This is a genomic window from Aestuariivirga sp., from assembly GCF_020252395.1.
Classification (GTDB): domain Bacteria; phylum Pseudomonadota; class Alphaproteobacteria; order Rhizobiales; family Aestuariivirgaceae; genus Aestuariivirga.
Window position 1 is genome coordinate 58,095 of record NZ_JADCDB010000020.1, and the last position, 23,024, is coordinate 81,118.

The 23,024-nt window shown below is 64.2% G+C and carries 27 protein-coding genes; 2 read left to right on the forward strand and 25 right to left on the reverse strand.

Features of this window, described 5'->3' with window-relative positions; translation table 11 throughout:
* Positions 1 to 26: 26 nt before the first annotated feature.
* From IOC82_RS10275 to motA, 25 genes are all read right to left on the reverse strand, one after another.
* The gene (locus IOC82_RS10275; RefSeq protein WP_290546091.1) at positions 27 to 1,283 is read right to left on the reverse strand and encodes a flagellar hook protein FlgE; all 1,257 of its coding nucleotides are present in this window, start codon (positions 1,281 to 1,283) and stop codon (positions 27 to 29) included.
* Between the two features lie 69 nt (positions 1,284 to 1,352).
* On the reverse strand, positions 1,353 to 1,916 hold the full coding sequence (locus IOC82_RS10280; protein WP_290546092.1) for a transglycosylase SLT domain-containing protein: 564 nt from the start codon (positions 1,914 to 1,916) through the stop codon (positions 1,353 to 1,355).
* Positions 1,870 to 3,105: a flagellar hook-length control protein FliK gene (locus IOC82_RS10285; RefSeq protein ID WP_290546093.1), complete on the reverse strand. Its 1,236-nt coding sequence runs from the start codon at positions 3,103 to 3,105 to the stop codon at positions 1,870 to 1,872. Before IOC82_RS10285 ends, IOC82_RS10280 begins: the two co-directional genes overlap by 47 nt.
* Complete coding sequence (locus IOC82_RS10290; protein WP_290546094.1) at positions 3,105 to 4,274, reverse strand: hypothetical protein; 1,170 nt, start codon at positions 4,272 to 4,274, stop codon at positions 3,105 to 3,107. The genes IOC82_RS10285 and IOC82_RS10290 overlap by 1 nt, the downstream gene beginning before the upstream one ends.
* Positions 4,274 to 5,377: a flagellar motor protein MotB gene (locus IOC82_RS10295; protein ID WP_290546095.1), complete on the reverse strand. Its 1,104-nt coding sequence runs from the start codon at positions 5,375 to 5,377 to the stop codon at positions 4,274 to 4,276. The genes IOC82_RS10290 and IOC82_RS10295 overlap by 1 nt, the downstream gene beginning before the upstream one ends.
* Positions 5,374 to 5,988: a hypothetical protein gene (locus IOC82_RS10300; RefSeq protein ID WP_290546096.1), complete on the reverse strand. Its 615-nt coding sequence runs from the start codon at positions 5,986 to 5,988 to the stop codon at positions 5,374 to 5,376. The genes IOC82_RS10295 and IOC82_RS10300 overlap by 4 nt, the downstream gene beginning before the upstream one ends.
* Positions 5,985 to 7,667: a flagellar basal-body MS-ring/collar protein FliF gene (fliF, locus tag IOC82_RS10305; RefSeq protein ID WP_290546097.1), complete on the reverse strand. Its 1,683-nt coding sequence runs from the start codon at positions 7,665 to 7,667 to the stop codon at positions 5,985 to 5,987. The genes IOC82_RS10300 and fliF overlap by 4 nt, the downstream gene beginning before the upstream one ends.
* Before the next feature lie 79 nt (positions 7,668 to 7,746).
* The gene (locus IOC82_RS10310; protein ID WP_290546098.1) at positions 7,747 to 8,673 is read right to left on the reverse strand and encodes a flagellin; all 927 of its coding nucleotides are present in this window, start codon (positions 8,671 to 8,673) and stop codon (positions 7,747 to 7,749) included.
* Positions 8,674 to 8,860: 187 nt separating this feature from the next.
* Complete coding sequence (locus IOC82_RS10315) at positions 8,861 to 9,787, reverse strand: flagellin (RefSeq protein ID WP_290546099.1); 927 nt, start codon at positions 9,785 to 9,787, stop codon at positions 8,861 to 8,863.
* A 212-nt stretch (positions 9,788 to 9,999) separates the two neighbouring features.
* Positions 10,000 to 10,923 (reverse strand): flagellin, encoded by a 924-nt coding sequence (locus IOC82_RS10320; RefSeq protein WP_290546100.1) that lies wholly within the window; start codon positions 10,921 to 10,923, stop codon positions 10,000 to 10,002.
* A gap of 152 nt (positions 10,924 to 11,075) precedes the next feature.
* A complete protein-coding gene (fliP, locus tag IOC82_RS10325) occupies positions 11,076 to 11,816 on the reverse strand; it encodes a flagellar type III secretion system pore protein FliP (RefSeq protein WP_290546101.1) in 741 nt (246 codons plus the stop codon).
* Positions 11,813 to 12,346, reverse strand: a complete 534-nt coding sequence (locus tag IOC82_RS10330) for a flagellar basal body-associated FliL family protein (protein WP_290546102.1) — start codon at positions 12,344 to 12,346, stop codon at positions 11,813 to 11,815. The genes fliP and IOC82_RS10330 overlap by 4 nt, the downstream gene beginning before the upstream one ends.
* Before the next feature lie 44 nt (positions 12,347 to 12,390).
* Positions 12,391 to 13,098, reverse strand: coding sequence for a flagellar basal body L-ring protein FlgH (locus IOC82_RS10335; RefSeq protein ID WP_290546103.1), 708 nt, complete (start codon positions 13,096 to 13,098; stop codon positions 12,391 to 12,393).
* Positions 13,095 to 13,586: a hypothetical protein gene (locus IOC82_RS10340; RefSeq protein WP_290546104.1), complete on the reverse strand. Its 492-nt coding sequence runs from the start codon at positions 13,584 to 13,586 to the stop codon at positions 13,095 to 13,097. Before IOC82_RS10340 ends, IOC82_RS10335 begins: the two co-directional genes overlap by 4 nt.
* A gap of 5 nt (positions 13,587 to 13,591) precedes the next feature.
* Positions 13,592 to 14,632 carry a flagellar basal body P-ring protein FlgI gene (locus IOC82_RS10345; protein WP_290546162.1) on the reverse strand — a complete coding sequence of 347 codons (1,041 nt, stop codon included), beginning with the start codon at positions 14,630 to 14,632 and terminating at the stop codon, positions 13,592 to 13,594.
* A gap of 56 nt (positions 14,633 to 14,688) precedes the next feature.
* Positions 14,689 to 15,162, reverse strand: a complete 474-nt coding sequence (gene flgA, locus IOC82_RS10350) for a flagellar basal body P-ring formation chaperone FlgA (RefSeq protein ID WP_290546105.1) — start codon at positions 15,160 to 15,162, stop codon at positions 14,689 to 14,691.
* Positions 15,163 to 15,165: 3 nt separating this feature from the next.
* A complete protein-coding gene (flgG, locus tag IOC82_RS10355) occupies positions 15,166 to 15,954 on the reverse strand; it encodes a flagellar basal-body rod protein FlgG (protein ID WP_290546106.1) in 789 nt (262 codons plus the stop codon).
* Between the two features lie 10 nt (positions 15,955 to 15,964).
* On the reverse strand, positions 15,965 to 16,273 hold the full coding sequence (locus tag IOC82_RS10360) for a flagellar hook-basal body complex protein FliE (RefSeq protein WP_290546107.1): 309 nt from the start codon (positions 16,271 to 16,273) through the stop codon (positions 15,965 to 15,967).
* A gap of 4 nt (positions 16,274 to 16,277) precedes the next feature.
* The gene (gene flgC / locus IOC82_RS10365) at positions 16,278 to 16,697 is read right to left on the reverse strand and encodes a flagellar basal body rod protein FlgC (RefSeq protein ID WP_290546108.1); all 420 of its coding nucleotides are present in this window, start codon (positions 16,695 to 16,697) and stop codon (positions 16,278 to 16,280) included.
* Between the two features lie 2 nt (positions 16,698 to 16,699).
* Entirely contained in the window at positions 16,700 to 17,071 is a 372-nt protein-coding gene (locus IOC82_RS10370) for a flagellar basal body protein (protein WP_290546109.1), read from the reverse strand.
* A 65-nt stretch (positions 17,072 to 17,136) separates the two neighbouring features.
* Positions 17,137 to 18,225, reverse strand: a complete 1,089-nt coding sequence (locus IOC82_RS10375) for a flagellar type III secretion system protein FlhB (RefSeq protein WP_290546110.1) — start codon at positions 18,223 to 18,225, stop codon at positions 17,137 to 17,139.
* A gap of 6 nt (positions 18,226 to 18,231) precedes the next feature.
* Entirely contained in the window at positions 18,232 to 19,248 is a 1,017-nt protein-coding gene (locus IOC82_RS10380; RefSeq protein WP_290546111.1) for a FliG C-terminal domain-containing protein, read from the reverse strand.
* Between the two features lie 13 nt (positions 19,249 to 19,261).
* Positions 19,262 to 19,597 carry a FliM/FliN family flagellar motor switch protein gene (locus tag IOC82_RS10385; protein WP_290546112.1) on the reverse strand — a complete coding sequence of 112 codons (336 nt, stop codon included), beginning with the start codon at positions 19,595 to 19,597 and terminating at the stop codon, positions 19,262 to 19,264.
* Between the two features lie 64 nt (positions 19,598 to 19,661).
* Positions 19,662 to 20,507, reverse strand: a complete 846-nt coding sequence (locus IOC82_RS10390) for a FliM/FliN family flagellar motor switch protein (protein WP_290546113.1) — start codon at positions 20,505 to 20,507, stop codon at positions 19,662 to 19,664.
* A 1-nt stretch (position 20,508) separates the two neighbouring features.
* Positions 20,509 to 21,384, reverse strand: a complete 876-nt coding sequence (gene motA / locus IOC82_RS10395) for a flagellar motor stator protein MotA (RefSeq protein ID WP_290546114.1) — start codon at positions 21,382 to 21,384, stop codon at positions 20,509 to 20,511.
* A 128-nt stretch (positions 21,385 to 21,512) separates the two neighbouring features.
* On the opposite strand from motA, the gene IOC82_RS10400 reads away from it, so the two are divergent.
* Together IOC82_RS10400 and flgF are read left to right on the forward strand one after the other, a co-directional pair.
* Positions 21,513 to 22,295: a DUF1217 domain-containing protein gene (locus IOC82_RS10400; RefSeq protein WP_290546115.1), complete on the forward strand. Its 783-nt coding sequence runs from the start codon at positions 21,513 to 21,515 to the stop codon at positions 22,293 to 22,295.
* Positions 22,295 to 23,023 (forward strand): flagellar basal-body rod protein FlgF, encoded by a 729-nt coding sequence (gene flgF, locus IOC82_RS10405; protein ID WP_290546116.1) that lies wholly within the window; start codon positions 22,295 to 22,297, stop codon positions 23,021 to 23,023. Before IOC82_RS10400 ends, flgF begins: the two co-directional genes overlap by 1 nt.
* The last annotated feature ends 1 nt before the right edge of the window (position 23,024 follow it).

Sequence of the window (23,024 nt, forward strand, 5' to 3'; positions counted from 1 at the left end):
GGGGCCTCATGCCGCCGTCACACCGTCTAGCGCTTCAGATTGACCAGCACGTCCATGAGCTCCGAACCGGTCTGGAACACTTTTGAGTTCGCGGTGTATGCGCGCTGGGCATCGATCATGGTGGTGAGCTCGCTGGCCAGGTCCACGGTGGACTGCTCGAGCGTCTTGGACATTATGTCGCCAAGCCCGGCGGATTGCGCGAAACCGACCGAAATGCCCCCGGTCTCGGACGAGGCTTGGAAAACATTCCCCGCGAGGGGCGTGAGCAGATTGGGGCTCGTCACATGGGCGAGAGGAATCCTGAACACCGGAATGCGTGTACCGCCATCATAGATGGCATAGACGAACCCGTCCCGCGAGATTTCGACGTTCTTGGGCGCGCCTGCCGGCGTACCGTTCACCGAGGCGGAAAGAACGGTATAGCCGGTCGCGAATTGCGTCGTTCCGCCCACGCCGAGCGTGAAGTCGGCTCCGCCCGGTATCGTGAAGGTGAAAGAGCTCGGCTGCGAAGGATCGAGCCTGCCGTCGGCGCCAAACGCCAGGGTCTGTGTCGTCAATGGACCCGTTGAATAGGGAAAGCCGCCGTTGGAAGCCGCGTCACGCGAGTCATAGACCGACATTTCCCAGTTTCCGGCGCCAGTCTTCGCGAAATAGATGTCCAGATTCACCTCGGCGCCCAGATTATCATAGACGATCAGCGAGGATTTGGCCGTGTAGGTCGAGGATGCATTGTTGAATGACGGCAGGTTGCTCACCGCGATGATGCCTGCGGTTGATGGCAGGTTGGCGCGAATGGCGCCCTGCGATGATGGCGTAGCCGAGAGCGATGGTCCGCCGAAGCTGACGGGCGTGAGGTTATTGAATCCATTCAGCGTCACAGCCGGCTGGCCGGGGTTAAGCTTGTAGCCAAGCAAGGCGAAGCCCGCGGCGTTGACCAGGGTTCCGCTGTCATCGGGCACAAAGGCGCCAGCCCGGGTGAGATATGGCGTACCTGCCGGGTTCGCCACCATGAAAAAGCCGCCGCCCCTAATGGCGAGGTCGCTCACCGACGAGGTGCCTACCAGGCCGCCCTGCGCATCGATGTTGTGGCGGACGTCCGTCAGCACTGCGCCCGACTCAAAAGCGGAATCCCAGTTCGACAGGATCAGGCTGGAAAACTCGCAGCTCGAGCTTTTGTAGCCGGTGGTGTTCACGTTGGCGACATTGTCCGCCACTGTCGAAAGACGGTTTGCCTGGGCATTCATGCCCGACACGCCGGTGCGCATCACACCGTAAAGACTCATTGCCTGAACCTCTTGCTAACCCTTGCCGCAGCATGCGGCGTTTGGCTTGCGCCGGACTGATGCACGCGATCACCTGCAGAATTTGCGCGAGGCAGGCGTCCATGCGCCGAAGCCGGTGGCGACGAGATTGCGGATCACGGCGCAGATATAGCGCTTCTGGGCGGGATCGTTGTCGGGCCCCGCATGGTAGCGGGCCACGGCCATGGCCCAGCTTCCTTCCTTCTGCCGCAGGTCTTTCAGAAAACGGGCCGCGTATCTGACATTGAGTGCGGGATCGAGCATCGCCGAGACGGAGGCAAAAGCCTGCCCGTGATAGTGGTGGTTGACCTGCATGCAGCCAAGATCGATAAGCTTCTTGCCCGAGCGCCTGGCACGGTCGAATTCGGCCAGTGCGTCTTGCTTCGTCGTGGTGAGGACTGTGCGCCCCTCGATGTTGAGGGCATAGGGGTGAAGCGCGCCCTTGCGGCCGGTCTCCGTCATGGCGACGGCATAGAGCACGCCGAGCGGCACCCCTTCCGCCACCGCCGCTCCGGACATCTGGCGCTCGCAGATATCTCCGTCACCCGCGGACGCCGCAGCGCCGGCATTACACAATGAGATCAACAGAAACAGGCTGCACACGAGTTTCTTCATGGCCCTCACCTTCCCTTGCCGGAGATGGCGTCTCTCGCTTGCGTGAGGGTGATCTCTCCCCGCCGCCTTCCGCAAAGCTCCCGCCCATGGCGCTGCCCGCATCGCCAGATGCACCGCCCTGCAGGGTGGGCAGATTGTCGGCCGACTGAACCACCACCACGACGGACTGGGCGCCCTCCGGCCGCAGCAGGCTGCCGACACGCTCCTTGAGAAGACCGAGATCGGTTTGCAATGCGTCTGCGGCGGCCTGGGTCGTGACGGTGATGTCGATGCGCATATCGGCGCCGCGCCGCCGCAGGGTTATGTCCACGTCCCCCAGTGCTTCCGGCCGGAGCTTCATCCGCAGCACGCGGATTTCGCCGGTGGCGCCTGAGGGGTTCAGAAGCGGGTTCGCCACCATGGGAAGCGCTGCGCCGGGAGCGTCCAACAGAGCGAGTATTTGCCGGGCGGGCGCCGGGGTCACCGGCGTCTCCGGCACGTTCGGCGCATGAACCGTTGGTGTGGCGGCTGGCGCCAGGGGGACAGCCTTCTGGGATGTGGGCGTGACCGGAGATGCAGCCGTATCGGACACGGCAATCGGCTCACCGGCCCGTGCATCCGGAATCGCTTTTGCCGCCGGTTCATCGTGCTGGTCTTGTGCCACGGCAGGCAGGAGGCATTGCTTGTCGTGATCGCCAGCGGCGGCAGGGCGCGAGTCCTCGTCAGCATGGCGATTGTCCGGTTTCAACGTTGAAGTGCCATGCGCCTTTACAGTCTGCGGAGCGAGGTGATTTGCCGCCTGACGGGTCTCTTGCTTCTCGGCGTCCGTGTCGGGCCGGACTTCCGGCTCTGAGGTCGGCGAAGGGGCAGGGGATTGGCCATTTCCCTGTGTCACACTTCCCGCTGCAACACTGCACATCATCACAGGCGGCAGAGCGGTGGAAAGGTTCATAGGGTTCCATGCCGGGGCAAGCGCCGGGTTGGCCGATTGCTCCTGCGGAGGAGGCTGGTCGCCATCGCGTGACGAATCGTCTTCCCTATCCACCGCCTCCCTGTCATGCACTTCACTCTGGGTTTCGGGCTGAAGCGGGACCGGCTTCGCGAGAAGCGATGCGAAGTCTGCCGTGCCACCCTGTTGTGCCGGAGCGTGCTTATGATTGGGCGTCGCAAGGTGACGTGCGTCTATGATATGGCAAAGGATGCGCGGCATCAGTCCAGTTCCCCGATCAGCTTGGAAGTAGCTGCGAGCAGGCTGGAGCCACGTTGCTCCCGTGCATCCGGCTCTGTTTTGTCTGCTGCGATGCTCGAACCCGCCGGTGTGCCCGGCCGGTCGATCTGTCCTCCCACCGCGAGAGCTGCCTGCAGCAGCGCCCGTTCCTGGGGGCCGAGAAGATCGGGACGGATCGACCTCAGTTTGCGCAATGCCTCATCGCCCTCGGGCGACACGATCTTGAACAGGTTCAGGTAGAATGAGGCCAGTTGATCCTCCGCGCTGCCGCCCTCCGACAGGCGCTCGATCCGTGCGGCAGCAAAGGCCGTGAGCGGGGCAATTGCCATTGCGGCGGACTGCCGGGCGAGAGCCACATAGATCCGGCGCCGTTCCCCTGCCGGCAGCATGACGAGAACGCGGTCGAGGGTCTTGAGGTCTGGTCCCGGGCCTTTCGCTGTCCATGTGACGATTTTCGCCGTTACGTCAGCCCAGAAGCTTTCGCGATAGACCGATGCCGGAAAGCGACGGGCATAACGCTCGAGCCGCCGCCAGAAGGCTGCTTCGTTTTGCGCATCCGCATAGGCCAGCGCCGACCGGCGTAGGGCTGATTCCTCGATGGCGGTGCCCGGCATGGCCGAAAGCGCCACGGCATAATGTTCCTGTCTTGCATCCTCCTGCGCCAGCAGCGCCTGGGCCAGGGCCATGCGTCCAGCGATCCGGGCTGGCAGCTGCAGCGGATCGAGCTTCGCCATGAGGCCGGCCGCAGCAGGCCGATTTCCCCGCATGAATGCTGCAACGGCCTTGAGCAGCCTGCGGTCACGCGCGCTGATGTCCTGTGCCTTTGCCAGGCGCTCTGCCACCTGCGGGCCACCCCCGCTGAGGACATAGGCTGCGACTGTTGTGGCCGGTGGCGAAGCGGCATGGCCGGACGCGGCTCCGAGGGCCTTGTCGACGCTGCGCAGCAGGCGCTTCTGCTCATCGACGGCGGCAATGCTGCCCTGCGCGGCTGCGTCCTGGAGCAACAGCAGGCGCTCGATGTCGGCTTCGGCCTGGGATCGCGTTTGCGGCTGAGCGGCGGCGGCGGTTCCGCCCGCCTCTTCGCCAGCCCTGACGGGGCCACTTGCCAGCCACGCCGCAATGCAGACGAGGCAGGCGAAGGCATTGCGCATCACGGCGTCTCTTGCCCGATGAAGATTTCGATCCGGCGGTTTTCCGGCGCTTGGGGATCCGCCGCGTTCCGCGGCTCGAGATCCGCAACGCCTTCGACGCGGCGGATGCGCTTCCCATCAAGGCCGCCACGCAACAGCATGTAGCGCGCCTGGTTGGCGCGCGCAGTCGAGAGCTGCCAATTGTCGTAGTACTTGTTGCGATAGGGACGCGAGTCCGTGTGGCCGCGGACGATAATGTTTCCGCGGCGTGACTGGAGGGCGCTGGCGAGGGCCTCCACCAGTTTCAACATCTGGGGTTCCGGTTCGGCGGAGCCAGTCTTGAACATTTCGAAATCGGCGCTCTCGGTCAGGCTCACCAGCACGCCGCCATTGGTCGACTTAACCTCGACCTGTTTTGACAGCTGCTCCGGCGCCTGTCCGAGGCGGCTTGCGACCTCCTTCAGCAGCCCGGCAGTCTCGCGGGAAACCGTATTGTCCCTCTCAGCCTCTTCGGTTGTCTGCTTTACGGACTGTGCGGGTTTTCCGGGTTGCTGATCCGATGCAGCACCTTGTGATGCAGGATCATCCTTCGTGATGCCGGCTGCCCCCGCCTTCTCCCAGCTCCGCGGATCGAAAGGGTCGCCCACGCCGGGGTTACTCGTGTCGGGCTTGAGTGACGGCGCGATCTCGACATCGCTTTCAAGCCCGGCATTGCGAAAATCCGAGCTCGACACCGTCTTCGCCACGCGGTCAAGCGATTTGGGCGGATTGGCCATCATCTCGGCTTCTTCCTGCGTCTCCTTTTTCGCAGGTGGCGAGCCCTCGGCTGTCTCGCCCGACTTCCGGTTTTGCGGATTGCGCGTGTCCTTCGTGTCCCTCAGGCTGCGCGAACCCGTCGAGGTGTCAGTCAGCTTGATCGGATTGAAATAGCTGGCCACCTGGGCGCGCGTCTCTTCGTTGGAGGCGTTGATCAGCCACATCACGAGGAAGAAGGCCATCATCGCCGTCACGAAGTCGGCATAGGCAATCTTCCAGGCGCCCGCCTTCGTTGCGGCGCCATCATCCACGGCACGGCGGCGCACGATGACGATTTCCGGCTTGTCCGCGTCTCCCCCGCCGCTCATGCCTCATGCTCCGTTACGATGCCGATCCAGTGCGCAGCGAGAAGTTCGAAGCGCTCCCGCCTCCGGGCAAAGACAAGCTCCACCGCCGCCGCCTCGGTCACCTGCACCGGCAGGCCGCGGCTGCGCAGCTCGGCATGCAGCACCTCATGCAGATCGATGGGCGCCCTAACGTCGAGCAGCGGTTCGTGCGAGGCGCTGAGCGACTTGCCGACGATACCGGCAAGCTCGGCGCTTGCCCGCAAGGCCGCTTGCCGGCCGAGGAACGGCCGCAGGATGTCGGCTACAGCACTTTCGATGTCTTCCTGCAATGACCGCAGGCCGGCCGCGAGTTCGCGTCCAATCCCTGCCGCAAGCTCCGCGCCGAGGCGGGCCGTGAGTTCCTCTTCCCGCCGTGCAGCCTCGCCCTGTTGCGCTGTCAGCTTATCGCCAGCTTCGGCGAGCGCCTCCTCCAGTTCCTGCAAGCGCCGGGCGCTGCCGCCGTCCGACGGTTCGATCCAGGCGGGGCCGGCAACCATCGCGTCCTCCGCGCCGATGCCGGAGGTCTCCTCTTCCGCTATCACGGGAGCCGCGGCGCCGCCCGGGTTCCGGAGCCACCGTTCCAGAGGGATCATGCCGTGCGTCCCCCGGGCTCGTTCAGCCACTGCTTCAGGACTTCGACGGCGCGCTCCGGATCGAGCTCGACGATCTTGGCGAGCCTGTCCTTCGGGCTGCTCGCCACTTCGCGCGCCAGGCTGTCAAGCAGCGGATCCGAGTCGGACCCGCCGAGCTGCGGCAGGGCGAAACTGTCGAGCGCTGCACTTCCGGCTGACATGTCGGCTAGGGGCATTCCCGCGGGGTCTGCCATGCCGGGAAGTGCGGCAGCGGCGTCCATCCCGGCAAGCGCCGGGCGCTCCGCCACGATGGTGCGCAGCGCGGGCCTCAGTCCGAGTAGAAGGACGAGAAGGGTGATCAGCACGAGGACCCCGGCATTGATGAGACTGCCGGAGTGGTTCGCGAGCCATGACAGCACGCCTTCTGGCGGTTCCTGCACGGCGGCCTCTTCAGGCAGGAAGTCGGTGGCGGTGACGGTAATCGTGTCGCCCCTGGATTCGACGATGCCCGCGGCAGAGATGACGAGATTCTGAAGCTCGGCGATCCTCGCGGTGACAGCCTCCGGCGTCGGCGAGGCGCCGAGATCCTTGACGAGAATCGCGCGATTCAGGACGACAGCAACCGAGAGCCGGTCGATCCCGTATCCGTCCGATGTGGTCGAGACGGACCGCGAGTTGATCTCGTAATTGGTGAGCTCCTCCTTGCGGTCTTTCTTCTCGCTCGACTTGTCGCCGGTTGGGTTCGTGGCCTGCTCGACGGGGATGTTCTGCTCCACCGTCACGCCCGCGGCTCCCTGGGCGTTTTGCGCCTCGCCGCTTTCCTTGATGGTGCGCACCGAGCGTTCGACGCGGGAATTGGGATCGAACGTCGTCTCGCTGGTCTGCCGCCGGTCGGCGTTGAGCTTTGCATTCACGCTCACGCGGAAGTTCTCCGCGCCGACGTAGGGCAGTAGGGTGCGCGCGATCCTCGATTCGATGTCGCCGGAGATGCTGCGCTCCAGGCCGATAAGCTTCTCAGGGGCGGCGGAGACGGAATCGTCGGAGGATGCGAGAAGCCGTCCGTCGGCGCCCATGATGGTGACATCGTTCGGAGACAGGCCGGGAATTGCCGCCGCGACGAGGTGGCGGATGGCCGCCGCTGCCCGTTCTCCGGTATCGCCTTCCGCCCTGATGATGACGGATGCTGTGGCCTGATCGTTGCTGCTTCGGAAACTTCCTTCATTGCGTAGGGCGAGGTGCACGCGTGTGGCCTTGATGCCGTCGATCAGACGAATAGTCTTCGCCAGCTCGCCCTCCAGCGCCCGAACCTTGGTGACCTGCTGCATGAATGTGGTGAGGCCGAGCGAACCCAGCTTGTCGAACAGTTCGTAACCTGAACTGTCGCTCCGCGGCAGGCCCTTTTCCGCAAGCAACATGCGCGCCTTTGCTGCATGTCCGTAGGCGACGAGGACGGCATCGCCAATCGTGTTGACGTCAAAGGGAATGCCCGCGTCCTGAAGGGCCGCGCCCATGCGGGTTACGTCCTGTGGATCGAGACCGGAGTAGAGCACTTCCTGCTGCGGCCGGCTGAGGAGATAGCCGCTGACGCCCACCAGCAGGAAAACCGTTAGCCCCGTTAGCCCAAGCGCAACGAGGCGCCGGGTGCCGAGAGCCGCAAGACTGTCCCGCAGCCGCCTGAGAATGTCCAATATGCCGTTCAAGCCAACCTCCGCAGGCACAGGCCCCCGGCCGGCGCCGCCTCATTCACCGTCATCCATTCCCGTTCCGCTTCAGGAAAGATCAGCCCTTGAACAGCGAGAGGATGTTCTGGCTGTTCTGGTTGGCGATGCTGAGCGACTGCACGCCCAGCTGCTGCTGAACCTGGAGTGCCTGAAGCTTCGTCGACTCCTCGTTCATGTCGGCGTCGATCAGAGCCCCGACGCCACGCGTGATGGCATCCATCAGCGAGTTCACGAAGTCCTTCTGAAGGTTCACGCGCTGCTTCACGGCGCCGAGATTTGCAGCCGAGTTGGTCATCTTGGAGATGGCGGAGTCGACCCAGGAGATCATCTGCTCGAGGTCCTGGACGTCATTGTCGCTGTTGTTGAGGGTCGAGATGTCGAGGGTTGCGACGGAATACGCCACCCCGCCGTTGACCGTCGTATCCGCGGAATCGAGAATGCCGGACTGGTCAGCGGCATCGTAGAGCTTGATGTTCGCCACATCGATCGAGATGGTCCCGATGGCGATTCCCGACGCGGCCCGCGAGAAAGAGGCGACGATGGTCTTGGTGGCGGTATAGTCGGGGGAGGAGGAATCGACCGAAATCCAGTTTTCGCCGCTGAACACCGAGGTGCTGCCGATTGAGGTGAGTTGGCGTTGAAGTTCGGTGATTTCCGACTGGATCTTGGAGCGGTCCACGCCCGGCTGGCGCGCGGCGACAAGCTTGTTCTTGATGTCCTTAACCGCATCGATGGCGCTGTTGACGCCGGTATAGGCGACGTCGATCGTCGCGGAGCCGAGGCCCAGCGCATCCTTCACGGTCGAGAGCGCGCCGTTGTCGGAGCGCATAGTGGTGGCTATCGACCAGTAGGCCGCATTGTCTTCCGCCTTGCCGACGCGCAAGCCGGTCGAGATGCGGGTTTGCGTCTCGTCGAGTTTGCGGATTGTCGCCGTCAGATTCTGCAATGCGGTCATTGCAGAGCCATTGGTCAGGATGCTGGCCATCGCGGATGTCCCTAAGCGGAGTCGATGAGAGAAAACATTCCGGAACCGGGCCGGCCAGCGGTGGTGGCATCATGCCCAGCTGCCACAGAACGGCAGCCCCGCCATACTTCTCATAATCTGCTTATGGTTAGCGATTGGTTAATGGGGTGCACCGCCCGGATCAAGCCACCCGGACGGCGCCGCACACTTAGCCCCTGAACAGAGACAGGATCTGCTGACTGTTCTGGTTGGCGATGCTGAGTGACTGAACACCCAGCTGCTGCTGAACCTGCAGGGCCTGCAGCCTCGTGGACTCCTCGTTCATGTCCGCGTCGACCAGCGTGCCGATGCCGCTGGTGATCGCGTCCATCAGCGAGTTGACGAAGTCCTTCTGCATGTTCGTGCGCTGCTTCACCGCGCCGAGACTGCTCGCCGCCGTGGTCATCTTGCCGATGCCGCCATCGACGAAGGAGATCATCTGCTCGAGGTCCTCGAGGTCGTTGTCCGTGTCGGTGACCACGGAAATGTCGAGAGACAGAATCGAGTAGTTGACGTTCCCGTTCGCCGTCGTGTCCTGCGTGTCGAGAATGCCGGACTGATCATTGGCATCGATCAGTTCGGTCTTCGTGATGTCCAACGAGATCGTTCCAATCGACACCTGTCCGCCCGCTCGCGAGAATGACGCGACGATGGTCTTGGTGGCGTTGTAAGTCGCCTGACTCGAGTCGACGGAAAGCCAATTCTCGCCCGAGAACACGGACGATTCGGCGATGCTCTTGAGCTGGTTCTGAAGCTCGGCGATTTCCGACTGCACCTTGGCGCGGTCGACTCCCGGCTGGCGCGCGGCGACCAGCTTGTTCTTGATCTCCTTGGTCACGTCGATCGCCTTGTTTGTGCCTGTATAGGCGACGTCGATGGTGGCAGCGCCGAGGCCCAGCGCATCCTTTACGGTGGAGAGCGCGCCATTGTCCGACCGCATGGTGGTGGCGATCGACCAGTAGGCGGCGTTGTCTTCGGCCGCCGCCACGCGGAAGCCCGTGGAAATGCGGGCCTGGGTGATGGAAAGCTGCTTGTTGGTGGAGTTGAGGCTCTGCAACGCCGTCATTGCGGAGGCGTTGGTCATGATGCTGGCCATGAAGCACTTGTCCCTTGGAACACGATACTGACGAGGGGACATCCGGAGCTGGGTTCCGGGACGACGGGAAAGGGCATGATGCCTGAGCGGATTTTAGCCGCTTCCGTCACAGCCCGTTAAGGTAAACGCCCGCGGTTTCCATTCCCTTAAGCCATAAAAAAAAGCGCGGCCGGTGCCGAAGCACGGGCCGCGCTGCCGGAGCGGCGAGAGCTCTAGCGGAACAGCGAGAGCACGGTCTGGCTGTTCTGGTTGGCGATGCTGAGCGCCTGGATGCCGAGCTGCTGCTGCACCTGCAGGGCCTGCAGCCTGGTCGACTCCTCGTTCATGTCGGCATCGACCAGGGCGCCGACGCCCGTGTCGATCGCCGTCATCAGCGCGGACACGAAGTCGGATTGCGTCTTGGTGCGCTGCTTGATCGCGCCGAGGTTGCTGGCGGCTGTGGTCATCGAGCCGATGGCGCTGTCGACATAGCCGATCATCTGCTCAAGATCCTGAAGGTCGTTGTTTGTGTCCTTGAATCCCGAGATGTCGAGATCGGACACTGCGTAGTTCACGTTGCCGTTTGCCGTGGTGTCCTCCTTGTCGAGGATGCCGGACTGGTCGTTGGCGTCATAGAGCTTGACGCTGCTGACGTCGATGGAGATGGTTCCCACCGCGACGTTGCCGCCGCTGCGGGAGAAGGAAGCGATCATCGTCTTGGTGCCATTGTAGGAGGCAGCGCCGGAATCGACCGACAGCCAGTTCTCGCCGGAGAACACCGAGGAATCGCCGATGCTCTTCAGCTGGTTCTGCAGTTCCTTGATTTCCGACTGCACCTTGCCGCGATCGATGCCAGGCTGACGGGCGGCCACGAGCTTGTTCTTGATTTCCTTGGTCACATCGATGGCGCTGTTCATGCCGGTGTAGGCGACATCAATGGTGGCGGCGCCGAGGCCCAGCGCATCCTTCACGGTCGACAGCGCACCGCGGTCCGACTTCATGGTGGTGGCGATCGACCAGTAGGCGGCGTTGTCCTCGGCGCTGCTGACGCGGTAGCCGGTGGAAATGCGGTTCTGCGTCTGGCTGAGGTGCTTGTTGGTATTGGTCAGGCTCTGCAACGCAGTCATTGCGGACTGGTTGGTCATGATGCTGGTCATAGGTGAAAATGTCCCCTTACCCGTGTTCACAAACATGAGAACATTCCGGGGCGGAGCCGGAGGGACGGGATCGCGTCATGCCAGAGGGGGCAGCCCTCCCCGTCAGCCGCGAAACTACGGGAAACTTGCTACTGTGCGGCTAAGGGAAGCGGTTAAGGGGTGATGAAGGAATTAACGAGACTTCCCGCCAGCAAATGCCAGCCGTCGATCAGCACGAAGAACAAGACCTTAAATGGCAGCGAGATGACCGTAGGGGGAAGCATCATCATGCCCATCGACATGGTGAGCATCGAGACGATCAGGTCGATCACCAGAAACGGAAGGGCAATCAGGAAGCCGATCTCGAAACCCCGCCGCAGTTCCGAGATCATGAAGGCCGGAACAAGGATGCGGAGATCGATCTCGCCATCCGCTGATAAGGCAATGTTGCGCTCCCGGGCCATGGACTCGAACAGCGCAAGGTCCTTGTCGCGCACATTCTTGCTCATGAAATCTCGGAAAGGGCCGGTGATGCGCTGATAGGCTTCGGCCTCGCCGATCTGGCCCGCCATATAGGGATCGAGGCCCTCGGTCTTCGCCTTGTCGAAGACGGGCGCCATCACGAAGAATGTCAGGAACAAGGCCAGTGACACCATTACGAGATTGGCCGGCGTGCTCTGCAGCCCCAGCCCCGAGCGCAGGAACGAGAAGGCGATGACCAGGCGTGTGAAACTGGTGACCATGATCAAGAGGCCAGGCGCGAGCGACAGAACCGTCAGCAGCGCCACATACTGGAGAATGCGGCCGGCCACGCTGGGATCGCCGGCGGGAATGAGTTTCCCCAGCTCCGCCATCTGGGCGGCCGCGGGGCTGGCAAGAAGCATCAGTGCGATAACGGCGATGAACAGTCTCATTCCACCAGCAGCCCATGGATCAGTATCGCGCGGACCTCGCCCTGCGACAGGCTCCGCACCGTTTCGTTCAGGTCGTCGCGCAGGGTCAGCAGTCCGGATGGTCCCTCGAGCTGGTCGAGCCGCACGGTGCGCAGATAGGCCAGCACTTGCTCTCCCGTCTGCTCGGCCAGAAGCTCAGGACTCCTCTGGCCCCCGGATTTCGCCAGTATCGAAGCTTCGAGGCGGATCCATTTCCCTTGTGGGGCTGCAAGCGTGGTGAGTACCGGCGGGATCGGAATGATCTTCACATCGGCATCAAAGGTTTCTTCCCTGGCGTCCTCAGCGCCCGCATCCTCCGCCGGGGCATCTGGCTTTCCTTCCGCTGTCCCTTCGGAGTGGGCCTGTTTTCCAGTCTCCGCCGCGGGCGTGGTGCTCGCCGGTTTCGCCGTGTCCTTGCCAATGTCCTTGCTGGGTTGCAGCAGCACGCCCACGGCAAAGCCCGTGCCCGCACCCATCAGGCTCAGCAGAAGGACGACGATGGCCATCGCCATCAACCCGCTCTTTCCCTCGCTTGCCGCCATTGTGTTCACGCCTCTCAGAACGGGGACACGCGGTCCCAGATCTGCTGGCCCCAGCCCGGCTGCTGCACCTCGCTGATCCGCCCCCGGCCGCCATAGGAGATACGCGCTTCCGCAATCTTCTCGTATGAAATCGAGTTGTCCGGCGAAATGTCGACCGGCCGGACTAGCCCGGAAACATGGAGAATGCGCTGCTCGAAATTCACCTCCACCTCCTGGCTTCCTTCGATCAGCAGCGAACCGTTGGGCATCACCCGGGTAACCATGGCCGCCACGGACAGTTCGATCCGTTCGGAGCGTGCGGTGGTGCCCTGTCCGGCGCTGCTGGTGTTCGAGTCGACGTTGGCCTTGCCGCTCACATCGGCCTCGGATGTGCCCATCCAGTTCAGGTTGAAGCCCAGTTTGCCGTCGGCCGAGGACTTGCGGCTGCGGTTGGATGTGCTGTTGAGGGTGGCCCGGTCGTCGATTCCGATGTGCACGGTAAGCAGGTCGCCGGTGCGGCTTGCCCGCGGGTCGCGGAAGTAGTCGGCACTGCCGCCGATCCAGCTGCTCGATGCTTCCGAGAGCGTTTCCACCTCGCCCAGCGAGCGCTCGCCCGCTGCCCCGCCCAGCCCCTTCCCCACGGGGGAGAGGGGAGGCGCCCGGTTGAAATCCTCAAGGTCGGGCGAACAGCCGAGCATGGGCAGGACCAGAGCCAATGCGATGAAGCGGGCGCGCAAGGTCATGGCGGGGATTTTCCGTCTGCCGCTGCAACGGCGATCAGGCGAGCCATCTGCGCCGCGAGTTCGGGCTTCATCACGTCGAGGATGGCGCTTGCCTGCCGGGGTTTCAGCTGGCGCAGCACGGAAGAGGCCAGCCGCATATCGAGCCTTTCCATCTGCGCGGCGGCGGCTTCGGCGTCCATGCCGGCATAAATGTCGACGAGCTCCTTGCGGGCGAGGTTGCGCAGCGCATCGCGTTTGGCGATGAGGTCCGCCAGTTCTTTCGCGCGGTCCTCGAGAAGGGTCAGCCGCGCATCTACAGTCGCCTGCAGTTCCTGCAGCGCTGCTGCCTGGCGGGCGGCCCGCCGTTCCGCCGCAAGGTCGGTAACGGCGGTGCAATATTCTTCGACCACCTTCCGGAGGTCGGCCGTATCCGGGCTGCCGGCCGGCTGCTCAGCCGCTGCCGGCGCGATCAGTGCTGTAAGGATAAGACTGACGCAGGCCGGGCGCATGCACATCATTGGATCACCAGCTCTGCCTGCAGCGCCCCCGCGGTCTTGATGGCCTGTAGAATGGCGATAATCCCATTGGGCTTGAGGCCGATGCGGTTGAGGCCATGCACCAGCTTCTCGAGGCTGGGCCCCGCCAGGATGGCCACCTTGGCGCCCTTCTGCTCGGCATCGATGTTGGTGGATTGCTGGGTCTCGGTGCGGCCATCCGAGAAGGGCGCGGGCTGCACCACTTGCGGAGACTCGGTCACGCGGATGGTTATTGTGCCATGGGCGATGGCGACGGGGGACACCCGCACCTTGCTGCCGATCACGATGGTTCCCGTCTTCTCGTCGATCACCACGCGCGCCGGCGAATCGGCTTCGACCATGAGATCGCCCACCGCCGCCATCAGCCGCGAGGCCGTCGTCCGCTTCGGGCGTTCGATCGATACGGTGCGGAAATCCATGGCCTGGGCAATGCGCTGGCCATAGGTCTTCACGGCGAACCGGTTGATCACCTCGGTGATGCGCGTGGCCGTGGCGAAATCGGGATTCCTGATCTTGAGCGACAGCGAGGCGACGGCATTGAAATCAGCCGAGAGTTCGCGCTCGATCAGCGCGCCGCCGGGAATGCGGCCACCAGTGGGGGTTCCCTCCGTAAGCTTCTCGGCTTCGCCGCTGGCCTGAAAGCCATTCACCGACACTGCCCCCTGCGCCACGGCATAGGCATTGCCGTCGGCGGCGGACAGCGGCGTCATCACCAGCGTCCCGCCGCGCAGTGACGTGGCGTCTCCCATGGAGGAAACGCTGACGTCGACGCGTTCGCCGGCGGACACGAATGGCGGCAACCGTGCAGTGACGATCACCGCCGCCATGTTGCGCGCCTTGATCGATCCCTGCGGAACGGCCACGCCCAGGCGCTGCAGCATCGAGCGGGCGGACTGTTCGGTAAAGGGCGAACCGCGCATCGTATCGCCCGTGCCGGCAAGCCCCATGACCAGCCCATAACCCACGAGCTGGTTGTCACGGATGCCATCGACATCGGTGATGTCCTTGATGCGCGACATGGCGTTGGCCGCGCTGGCGAGGCAGAGAAGGAGCGCAATGGCAAGGACGGTGCGCCTCATTCGCCGAGCACCGCCAGCTCGCCGCCCGGCAGAACCTCCACCTTTATGACAGCGCCCGTCTCGAGGGCGCGGGCGTCGATCACATCGCCTTCCGCTCCATCGGAAAGTGCGATGACGGACGTCGAGATCGAGAATCCTTCGCCGCTGTAAACAGCGACGGCGGCGGCCCCCCGCCTGATCGCCATCGGCGTTCCGAGTCCGCCAAGGGCAATGGGCATTCCGGCCGCCAGGCGCCGGCGCGTCTCCTTGCCGATCACCTCGCTGCTGCTTGTGGCGATCCCGCGAACCGATTGCTCGGTGGTCTGGAACTGGCGTTCGGTGAGCCGGTCCGCGGTGATCACGTCGCCTGGGAACATGGTTTCCCGCGGCACCGGAAGGGCGCGAACCGTTGTGCCGTCGCCCGCCGCGCAGGCGCTGGCTGCTACGGCACAGACGGCCAGCCCCGCGGCCAGAAGGCGGAACAGCGTCATGGCTCAGCGGATACCCTTGCTCACCACGCCGGCCATGTCGTCGGCCGCCTGGATCACCTTGGAGTTCATCTCATAAGCGCGCTGGGCGGAGATGAGCTCGGTGATTTCCTTCACCGGGTCGACGTTGGAATTCTCGAGATAGCCCTGCTGCACCTTACCGAAGGACGGATCACCCGGAAGACCGGTGACAGCGGGCCCTGAGGCGTCAGTCGGCTGGAAGAGGTTGCCGCCCAGCGCGTTGAGGCCCGCCGGGTTGGTGAAGTTGGCGAGCGTGACCTGCCCGACCGAGACCATGTTGGCCTGGCCCTCGATGCGTGCGAAGACCTCGCCCGTCTGGTTGATCTCGACGCCCGTCGTGCCAGTGGGAACGGTCAGCGCGGGTTCGAGCGGATATCCGTCGCCGGTCACGACCTGGCCCGCAGCGCTGATGTTAAAGGCGCCGGCCCGGGTATAGAGCGTCTCGCCATTGGGACTCGCCACCTGGAACCAGCCCGGTCCATTGATGGCGAGGTCAAGCTGGTTGCCGGTTTCGGCCAGCGGTCCCTGGATGTTGAGCAGCCGGATGGCGGACAGCCTGGTTCCGAGGCCCAGCTGCGCTCCTTCCGGAACCAGGTTGTCGCCGGTCTGGGCGGGAATGCCCTGCACCCGCTCCACCTGATACAAGAGATCGGTGAATTCCGCCCGGGTCCGCTTGTAGCCCGTGGTGTTGATGTTGGCGATGTTGTTGGCGATCACCTCGACGTTGAGCTGCTGGGCGGACATGCCCGTGGCGGCGATTGATAGTGCGCGCATCTTGCTGCTCCTAGATCTGCATCCGGCTGATTTCCTGGTAGGCGCTCACCGCCTTGTCGCGAACCGCAAGGGCCGCCTGCAGCGTGCGTTCGGCCGCCATCACCCTGTCCACCACTGTCTGCAGCGGCAGGCTTCCCTGGATACCGGCAAGCGCCGCCGCTTCGCCCTGCTGGACGCTCACGGCCGTATCGCTGGCGAGGCGGCCGAGCAGGCTGGCAAAATCGCTTCCCGCGGGCTGTGCCGGCGCTGGCGCCAGGCCGGTGCCTGCCGGACGCAGACCGAGCTCGGGGAGACTTGACACGGTGTTGAAGCTCAGCATCGGCTTACTGTCCCTTCAGCAGGTCGACCATCAGCGCTGTCATCTCGCGGGCCTGCTTGATCATCTGCAGGTTCGCTTCGTAGGAGCGCGAGGCCTCCCGCATGTCGGCCATCTCCACCATCATCTCGACGTTTGGCCGCTTGACGTAACCTGATGCGTCGGCGGCGGGGTGGCCCGGGTCGTACTCGGTCTTGAACGGCTTCTGGTCGCGGATGATGCGGTCGATGCCCACCATCTGCGCGCCCGTCGCCTCGTCGAGGGTTTGCGTGAACGTCACCATCTTGCGGCGATAGGGATCGGCTCCCGGCGTGGTGCCGGTCGAATCCATGTTCGCAAGATTTTCGGAAACGACCTTCAGCCGCATCGACTGGCTCTGCAGCCCGGAGGAGGCCGTGCGCATCACGGAGAGCAGGGGGTCAAGCATGGTCAGGCCTTCACGCTGGCCAGCAGCATACGATGGAAGCTGCGAACCAGCCCGGCGTCGATGCCCATCATTCGGTTGCTGGAGCTGGCGGTCATGAGTTCCTGTTCGACCGACACATTGTTGCCGGAGTGGCTGGAGGCCCAGCTCTTCCCCGCATCGCGGCCCGCCGAGCGTGCCTCATCCGGCGGCAGCATCATGTGGAGCGGAGAGGTGGCGGCCATCTGCACCGAAGGTCCGTCGAGATAGGCCGAAAAGGATCCGACGCCCTGTGCGCGGTAGCCCGGCGTATCGGCATTGGCGATGTTGGACGCCGTGACGGCCTGACGTTCCGAAAGCCATGTCATGTGGCGCGAGGCGAGATCGAAGAGATACACCGCGGAGTCTCCGTGAATAGAGCCTTTTCGTGATAGGCGGAGAAGCTTGTCCAGGCCTTGCCCGGTCAGCGGCCCATCGTGTGGCGTGGCAGGCGCCCCGTGCTGTTGAGGTAGTGGATGATTTCCGCCACTGCGCGGTAGAATTCGGGCGGGATCTGCGCGTCGATCTCCACCTGGTCGTAGAGGCTTCGCGCCAGGGGCCGGTTTTCGATGAGCGGAACCTCGTGCGCCGTGGCGATCTCGCGGATGGTGCGGGCCATGTGGTCAACGCCCTTGGCCACCACCACGGGTGCTCCTCCCTCCTCCCGCCGGTAGCGCAGCGCCACGGCATAGTGGGTGGGATTGGTGATCACCACGCTTGCCTCCGGCAGTTTCTCCAGCATGCGCCGCGATGTGCGCTGCCGGGCAAGTCCGCGGATGCGCACCTTGATGAAGGGATCGCCTTCGGCTTCCTTCATCTCCTCCTTCACCTGCTCTTTGGTCATGCGCAGGTCGCGCCGCCAGCGGTAGCGCGACCACACCACGTCGGCGATGGCCAGCAGCAGCGCCAGCCCCAGCAGCGGCCGCAATGCGCCCGCCGCCAGGTCGCGCAGCAGGTCCGGCAGCAGCGCCGGGTCCATGGCGAGCGCCGTGACGAACTGCGGCAGATCGCGCCTGAACAGCAGCCACAGGATCACCGACACGGCGGCAAGCTTCACTGCGGCCTTAAGGAATTCGACCAGACCGGCGCGGCCGAACAGCCGGTTCCAGCCGGCAAGTGGAGAGATGCGCGAAGGCTTGGGGCTGACTCTGTCGCCTGCGGCAGAGGGCACGTTCTGCAGCAGTGAGGCCAGGATGCTGCCAGCGGCGATGAAGGCGAGCACCGGCAGCAGCGGAAGGCCTGCGTCGCGCAGCAGCGACACGAGATGGGAGGCTGCGGCCTCCCGGTCGTCGATGCGCATGCTGCCGGCAGCCGCGAGGGCGGTCTGCAGCGCCTCCGTCAGATGCGACAGCATCCAGCCGCCCAGCAGCAGCAGGGCACCGAGGCTTGCGGCGATCGAACCGAACAGGGTCGCTTCGCGCGCCATCGGCACGTTGCCCTTGTCGATCGCGTCGCTGATGCGCTTCTCGGTCGCATCTTCTGTTTTGCTGTCGCGGTCTGCCTCCTCGGCCATGGGAGGTCAGGCGGCAGTCGCTTCGTCGCTGGGCAGCTCGATGTCGCCGCGCTGGACCATCTCCAGCACCTGCGCCACGATGGCGGCACGTGCCGCATCGCCTTCCTTGGTGCGGACACCCTTGTCGCTGGCGAGTTCGGCCTCGACCATGCGGCGGGCACGGGCGCCGAGCGAGGACAGCGCCACTTCCTTCAGCGCCGCGTCCATGCCCCTCAGGGCCAGCACCACCCGGTCGGTCTGCAGCTTGTCGAACAGCGCCAGCCGCGCCTCCTGGGAGAGCTTGCCCAGATCCTCAAAGGAGAAGATCAATCGCTTGAGCTTGGCGGCCTCCTCCGGCTTCCAGGCGGCCACGCCCGCCAGAATCTCGCCGGACTTCTCGCGGTCCAGTTTGTTCAGCATAGCCGCCAGACGGCCGCGTCCTTCAGCCTCGAGCCCGGCATCCTGGCGCGCCAGCAGGTCCTCCTCCAGCACCTGCTCCACCAGCTTCGTTACGGTGTCCTCAACCGGCTGCACCTTCAGCAGGCGGCGCGCCACCGTGATGCGGAAGTCGCCCGGCAGCACCGAAAGGCAGCGCGAGGCGAAGTCGCCATCGAGCTTCGAGAGGATGAAGGCAATGGTCTGCGGATGTTCGTCGAGGAGATAGGGCACGAGTGTGTTCTCCATGCCGCTCTCGAACCGGCGCCAGGCGGGCTCGCCCGACTGCATGATCTGTGCGCCCAGCATGCGGGAGAGCTCGCTGGGCGAAAACGCCCGCTCGACCATGCCCTTCACTGCGTCAAAATCCGTCCCGAGCCCCAGGGCGCGCGCGAAATTGGCGGCAAAATCGTCCACCAGCAGGTCAAGGTCCTGTTTCTCCACGCGGCTGATGGAGGCCGCCGAACTCATGATCGCCTTGACCTCGGAGGCGTCGAACTTCTGCAGCAGTTGCGTTCCAAGCTTGTCGCCCAGCGCAAGCAGCAGGATGGCCACCTTCTCGCGGCCGCCACGGCTGGAGAGCGGGGCTTGGTCTGGAAGCAGCGGCATCTCCATGCTGTCCTCAGGGATCGGCGGCCGGTCCGGCGACCTCGGTAATGGTGAGGCCCAGCCTGCCTTCACTTTCGTCGACGACGAAGAGGGTGCCGCGCGCCACCTCGCGTCCGTTTACCAGCATGCGCGCCAGGGCGCCCAGCTTTTCGTCCAGCGTCAGCGTCGTGCCGGGGGCGAGCTTCGCCACCTGCGACAACGGCAGCCGCGCCGACCCGATCACCACCTGCACGGACACCGGAATGCGCAGCACCGCGCCCGGCAGCGAGGATACTGCGGATTCGGTGTCCGGCGGTTGCGGGTCCGGAGTTGCAAGGTCTGGCAATTGCTCGCCGAAGCTGGTCATCATCCTGTCGTCCTGGAAGGCATCGTCCTGCCATGCAGTGTGGCAAGTCCGGCTTGCGGGAAGGTGGTCACGCGAGTGCCGTGGTGATGGTGACGGCATATCTGTCGCCCGTGCGGCCGAGCGTGGCCTCATAGGCCGCGACACCGCCGCTCCACAGCGTCACCGGGTTGCCGGCGGTGGCGCTGAATGCGATCAGTTTTCCGGGCCTCAATCCGGCAATGGCATCGAGCGTCAGCATCTCGGGGCCAAGCGTCACCTCCAGGCTCACCATCGAGCGTCCCACTTCCTGCTGCAGCATCCGTTGCTGCATGGCGCCCGCGGCCGCCGCCGCACCGGCGCCGGCCATGTCGAGTTCGCGCTCCAGTTCGGCGCGGCTGAAGAAAAGGGATATCTCGCCGCTGTAGCTGAAGACATTCAGCACAAAGCGCAACTGCGCAAGGCCCGTGCCCGCCTCGATCCCCGGCGGCTCGCCGTCAAACAGGCTGAATGGGCGCATCAGCACATCCCCCAGCGACGCCGCCAGCTGACGTGCGAGGGTGGCCTGCACCAGCCGCAGGACGCCGTGCTCGATCTTGGAGAGTGGCCGGTCTGACATCTCGAAGGCCGGCTCCGCACCCGTCCCGCCCATGGCCACTTCGATCACCGCGGATGTCGCCGCCCGGTCCAGCAGCAGCAGCGCCGTCAGCGAACCGCGCTCGGATTCGAAGCGCACCAGCCGGCCTTCGGCGTTGGCGCCTGCGGGTGCATCCTCCTTCACGCCATCCGGCGTCACGCGCCATGGCCCGGGCCGCCATGCCATCAGCCCGCTGTTCAGGCTGTCGGCGATGCCCGCGGTGAGTTTCCCCAGTCCCGGCAGATCCGCCAGCGCGATGCGCGGGGCGCTCCTGAACAGGCTTGCGTCGAGGGACTTCATCTCAGGCGGCCTTGGCATCCGCCGAACCGGAATTCATCGTCTCCTGCTCAACTTCCGAAATCGAGGGGCGTTCATAGGCGGAGATGGTCTTGCGGCCATGCTCCAGCGCCACCTGCGGCATGGCCCCGTTCATGAAGGCGAGCAGCGTCTGCTTGATGATAACATAGAGCCGCACCTTCTTCTCGCGCACCGATTTCACTTTGGTGGCGAGCGGGCCGAAGATGCCATAGGAAAACAGGATGCCCGCAAATGTGCCCACCAGCGCCGCGCCGATCAGGTGGCCCAGCACTTCGGGCGGCTGGTCGAGAGCGCCCATGGCCTTGATCACGCCTAGCACCGCGGCCACGATGCCCAGCGCGGGGAGGGCATCGGCAACCGCCGACAGGGCCAGGTAAACCTTCAGTTTGTCGCGCTGGATGGTCTGGATCTCCTCGTCCATCAGCGCTTCGATTTCATGGGTCCGGGCATTGCCGATGATGATGAGCCGGCAATAGTCGCAGATGAAATTGGTCAGGTCCTTCTCGGCCAGGATCTTGGGGAACGCTTTGAAGATCTCGGATTCGCCTGGGTTGTCGACATGCACTTCCATCTCGGTTCGCGTCTTGGTCCGCAGTTCCCGCATCAGCGCATAGAGAATAGCCAGCGTGTCGAGATAGTCGCGCGGTTTTGGCGTTGCCTCCTTGATGGCTTCCATAATGCCCTTGAAGGTGTCCTTAACCACTTTCATCGAATTGGCGACGAAGAAGGTTCCGATGGCAGAACCCAGGATGATCACATATTCGAAGGGTTGCCAGAGGACGCCGATGTGGCCCCCCATGGCCGCGAAGCCGCCGAGGAGGCAGCCAAAAACGATGACCATGCCGATGACGAAGGTCATGAGCGCCGTGTCCTTCACGCCTGGTGTTCTTTCCTTTGGCTAGGGTGCGCGGCTTGCGCGGGCCTGTCGGCGGTGTTCTTCAGGCCGGGGCAAGGCCCGCCGTCCATTCTGCGGGCGGAGGAAAGCCCATGTTCGGCACTGTCGCCAGATTCCAGCAGATCGCGCGCAATATCGACAAGACGCTTGGCACCCTTTCGCAGCGGCCTGAGGTCAAGCGCGAGGCGGATTACTATCTCTCCAATATCCGCAAGGTGAAGTCGGTGGACGAGTTCCTGCGCAACGACCGTCTCTACCAGTTCGCGATGACGGCCTTCGGGTTGAAGGACATGATCTACGGCAAGGCCTTCATGCGCAAGGTGCTCGCCGAGGGGGTGGATGGCGCGAAAAGCTTCGCGCTGCAGCTTGCCGACCCGCGTTTCCGCGACTTCGCCGAGACCTTCAACTTCGCGCGCTATGGCGGCACAGCTACGGCCTTCGAGCGCGCCCAGCAGGGCACGGTCGACCGCTTTCTGCGCATCCAGCTCGAGGCCGATGCGGGCCAGAACGACGAGGGCGTCAAGCTGGCTCTCTATTTCCAGCGCAAGGCTCCGGATATGAAGAGCGTCTATGGTTTGATGGGCGATCCCGCGCTGTATAAGGTGGTGCAGACGGCGCTGGGCCTTCCCACGGCCTATTCCAATACGGACGTTGACAAGCAGGCGGCCTTTATAGGCGCCAAGATCAGCGTTGATGATTTCAAGGATCCGGTGAAGCTCGACAATTTTCTCACGCGCTTTACCGCACGCTGGCAGGCGGCCAACGGGGTTTCCGGAGAGTCGGTGCCGCAAGTGGGGCTCGTCCGCCCCACGTTGGCCAGCTTCGACAATTCCCTGCTGCTCAGCATGCAGATGCTCCGGAGCTATGGCCGCTGATGGACATCAACACGCCCGTCGGTCTCTCCGGCCAGATCGCCCTTGCCCGGCGGCTTGAAACCATCGCCAGCAATGTCGCCAATGCCGGTACTGCGGGCTATAAGTCGGAGGCGGTCACCTTCGCCACGGTGGTGTCGAAGACCCAGCCATTCCAAACCAGCTTCGCCTTCGGCGGCGGCCCGCATGTGGATCTGTCGGGGGGAGGTTTCAAGCAGACCGGCAATCCCCTCGATGTGGCGGTACGCGGCCAGGGCTTCCTTGCCATTGCCACGCCGCAAGGCACCGCCTACACCCGCGACGGGCGCATGCAGATACTGCCCACGGGCGATATCGTCACTCTCGAAGGTCACGCCGTGCTCGACGCCGGCGGAGCGCCGCTCACCGCCGATCCCGAGGGCGGCACGCTGGATATCGGAAATGACGGAGCATTGCGGCAGAACGGCCGCACCATAGGCGCCCTTGGGCTGTTCACCCTCGATTTCGCAAAGGGCTACAGCCGCTATGAGAATTCGGCCTTTATCCCGGCAACGGCCGCGGTACCGGTCGACGACTTCACCCGCGATGGGATCGTGCAAGGCTTCGTGGAAGAATCGAACGTCAATCCGGTGATGGAGATGACACGGCTGATCGCGGTGCAGCGCGCCTTCGAGGCGATGAGCGCCAGCCTCGATCAGCGTGACCAGGCGCTGCGCGAAACCATCCAGGGCCTCGGCGCCCGCGGCGGGTGAG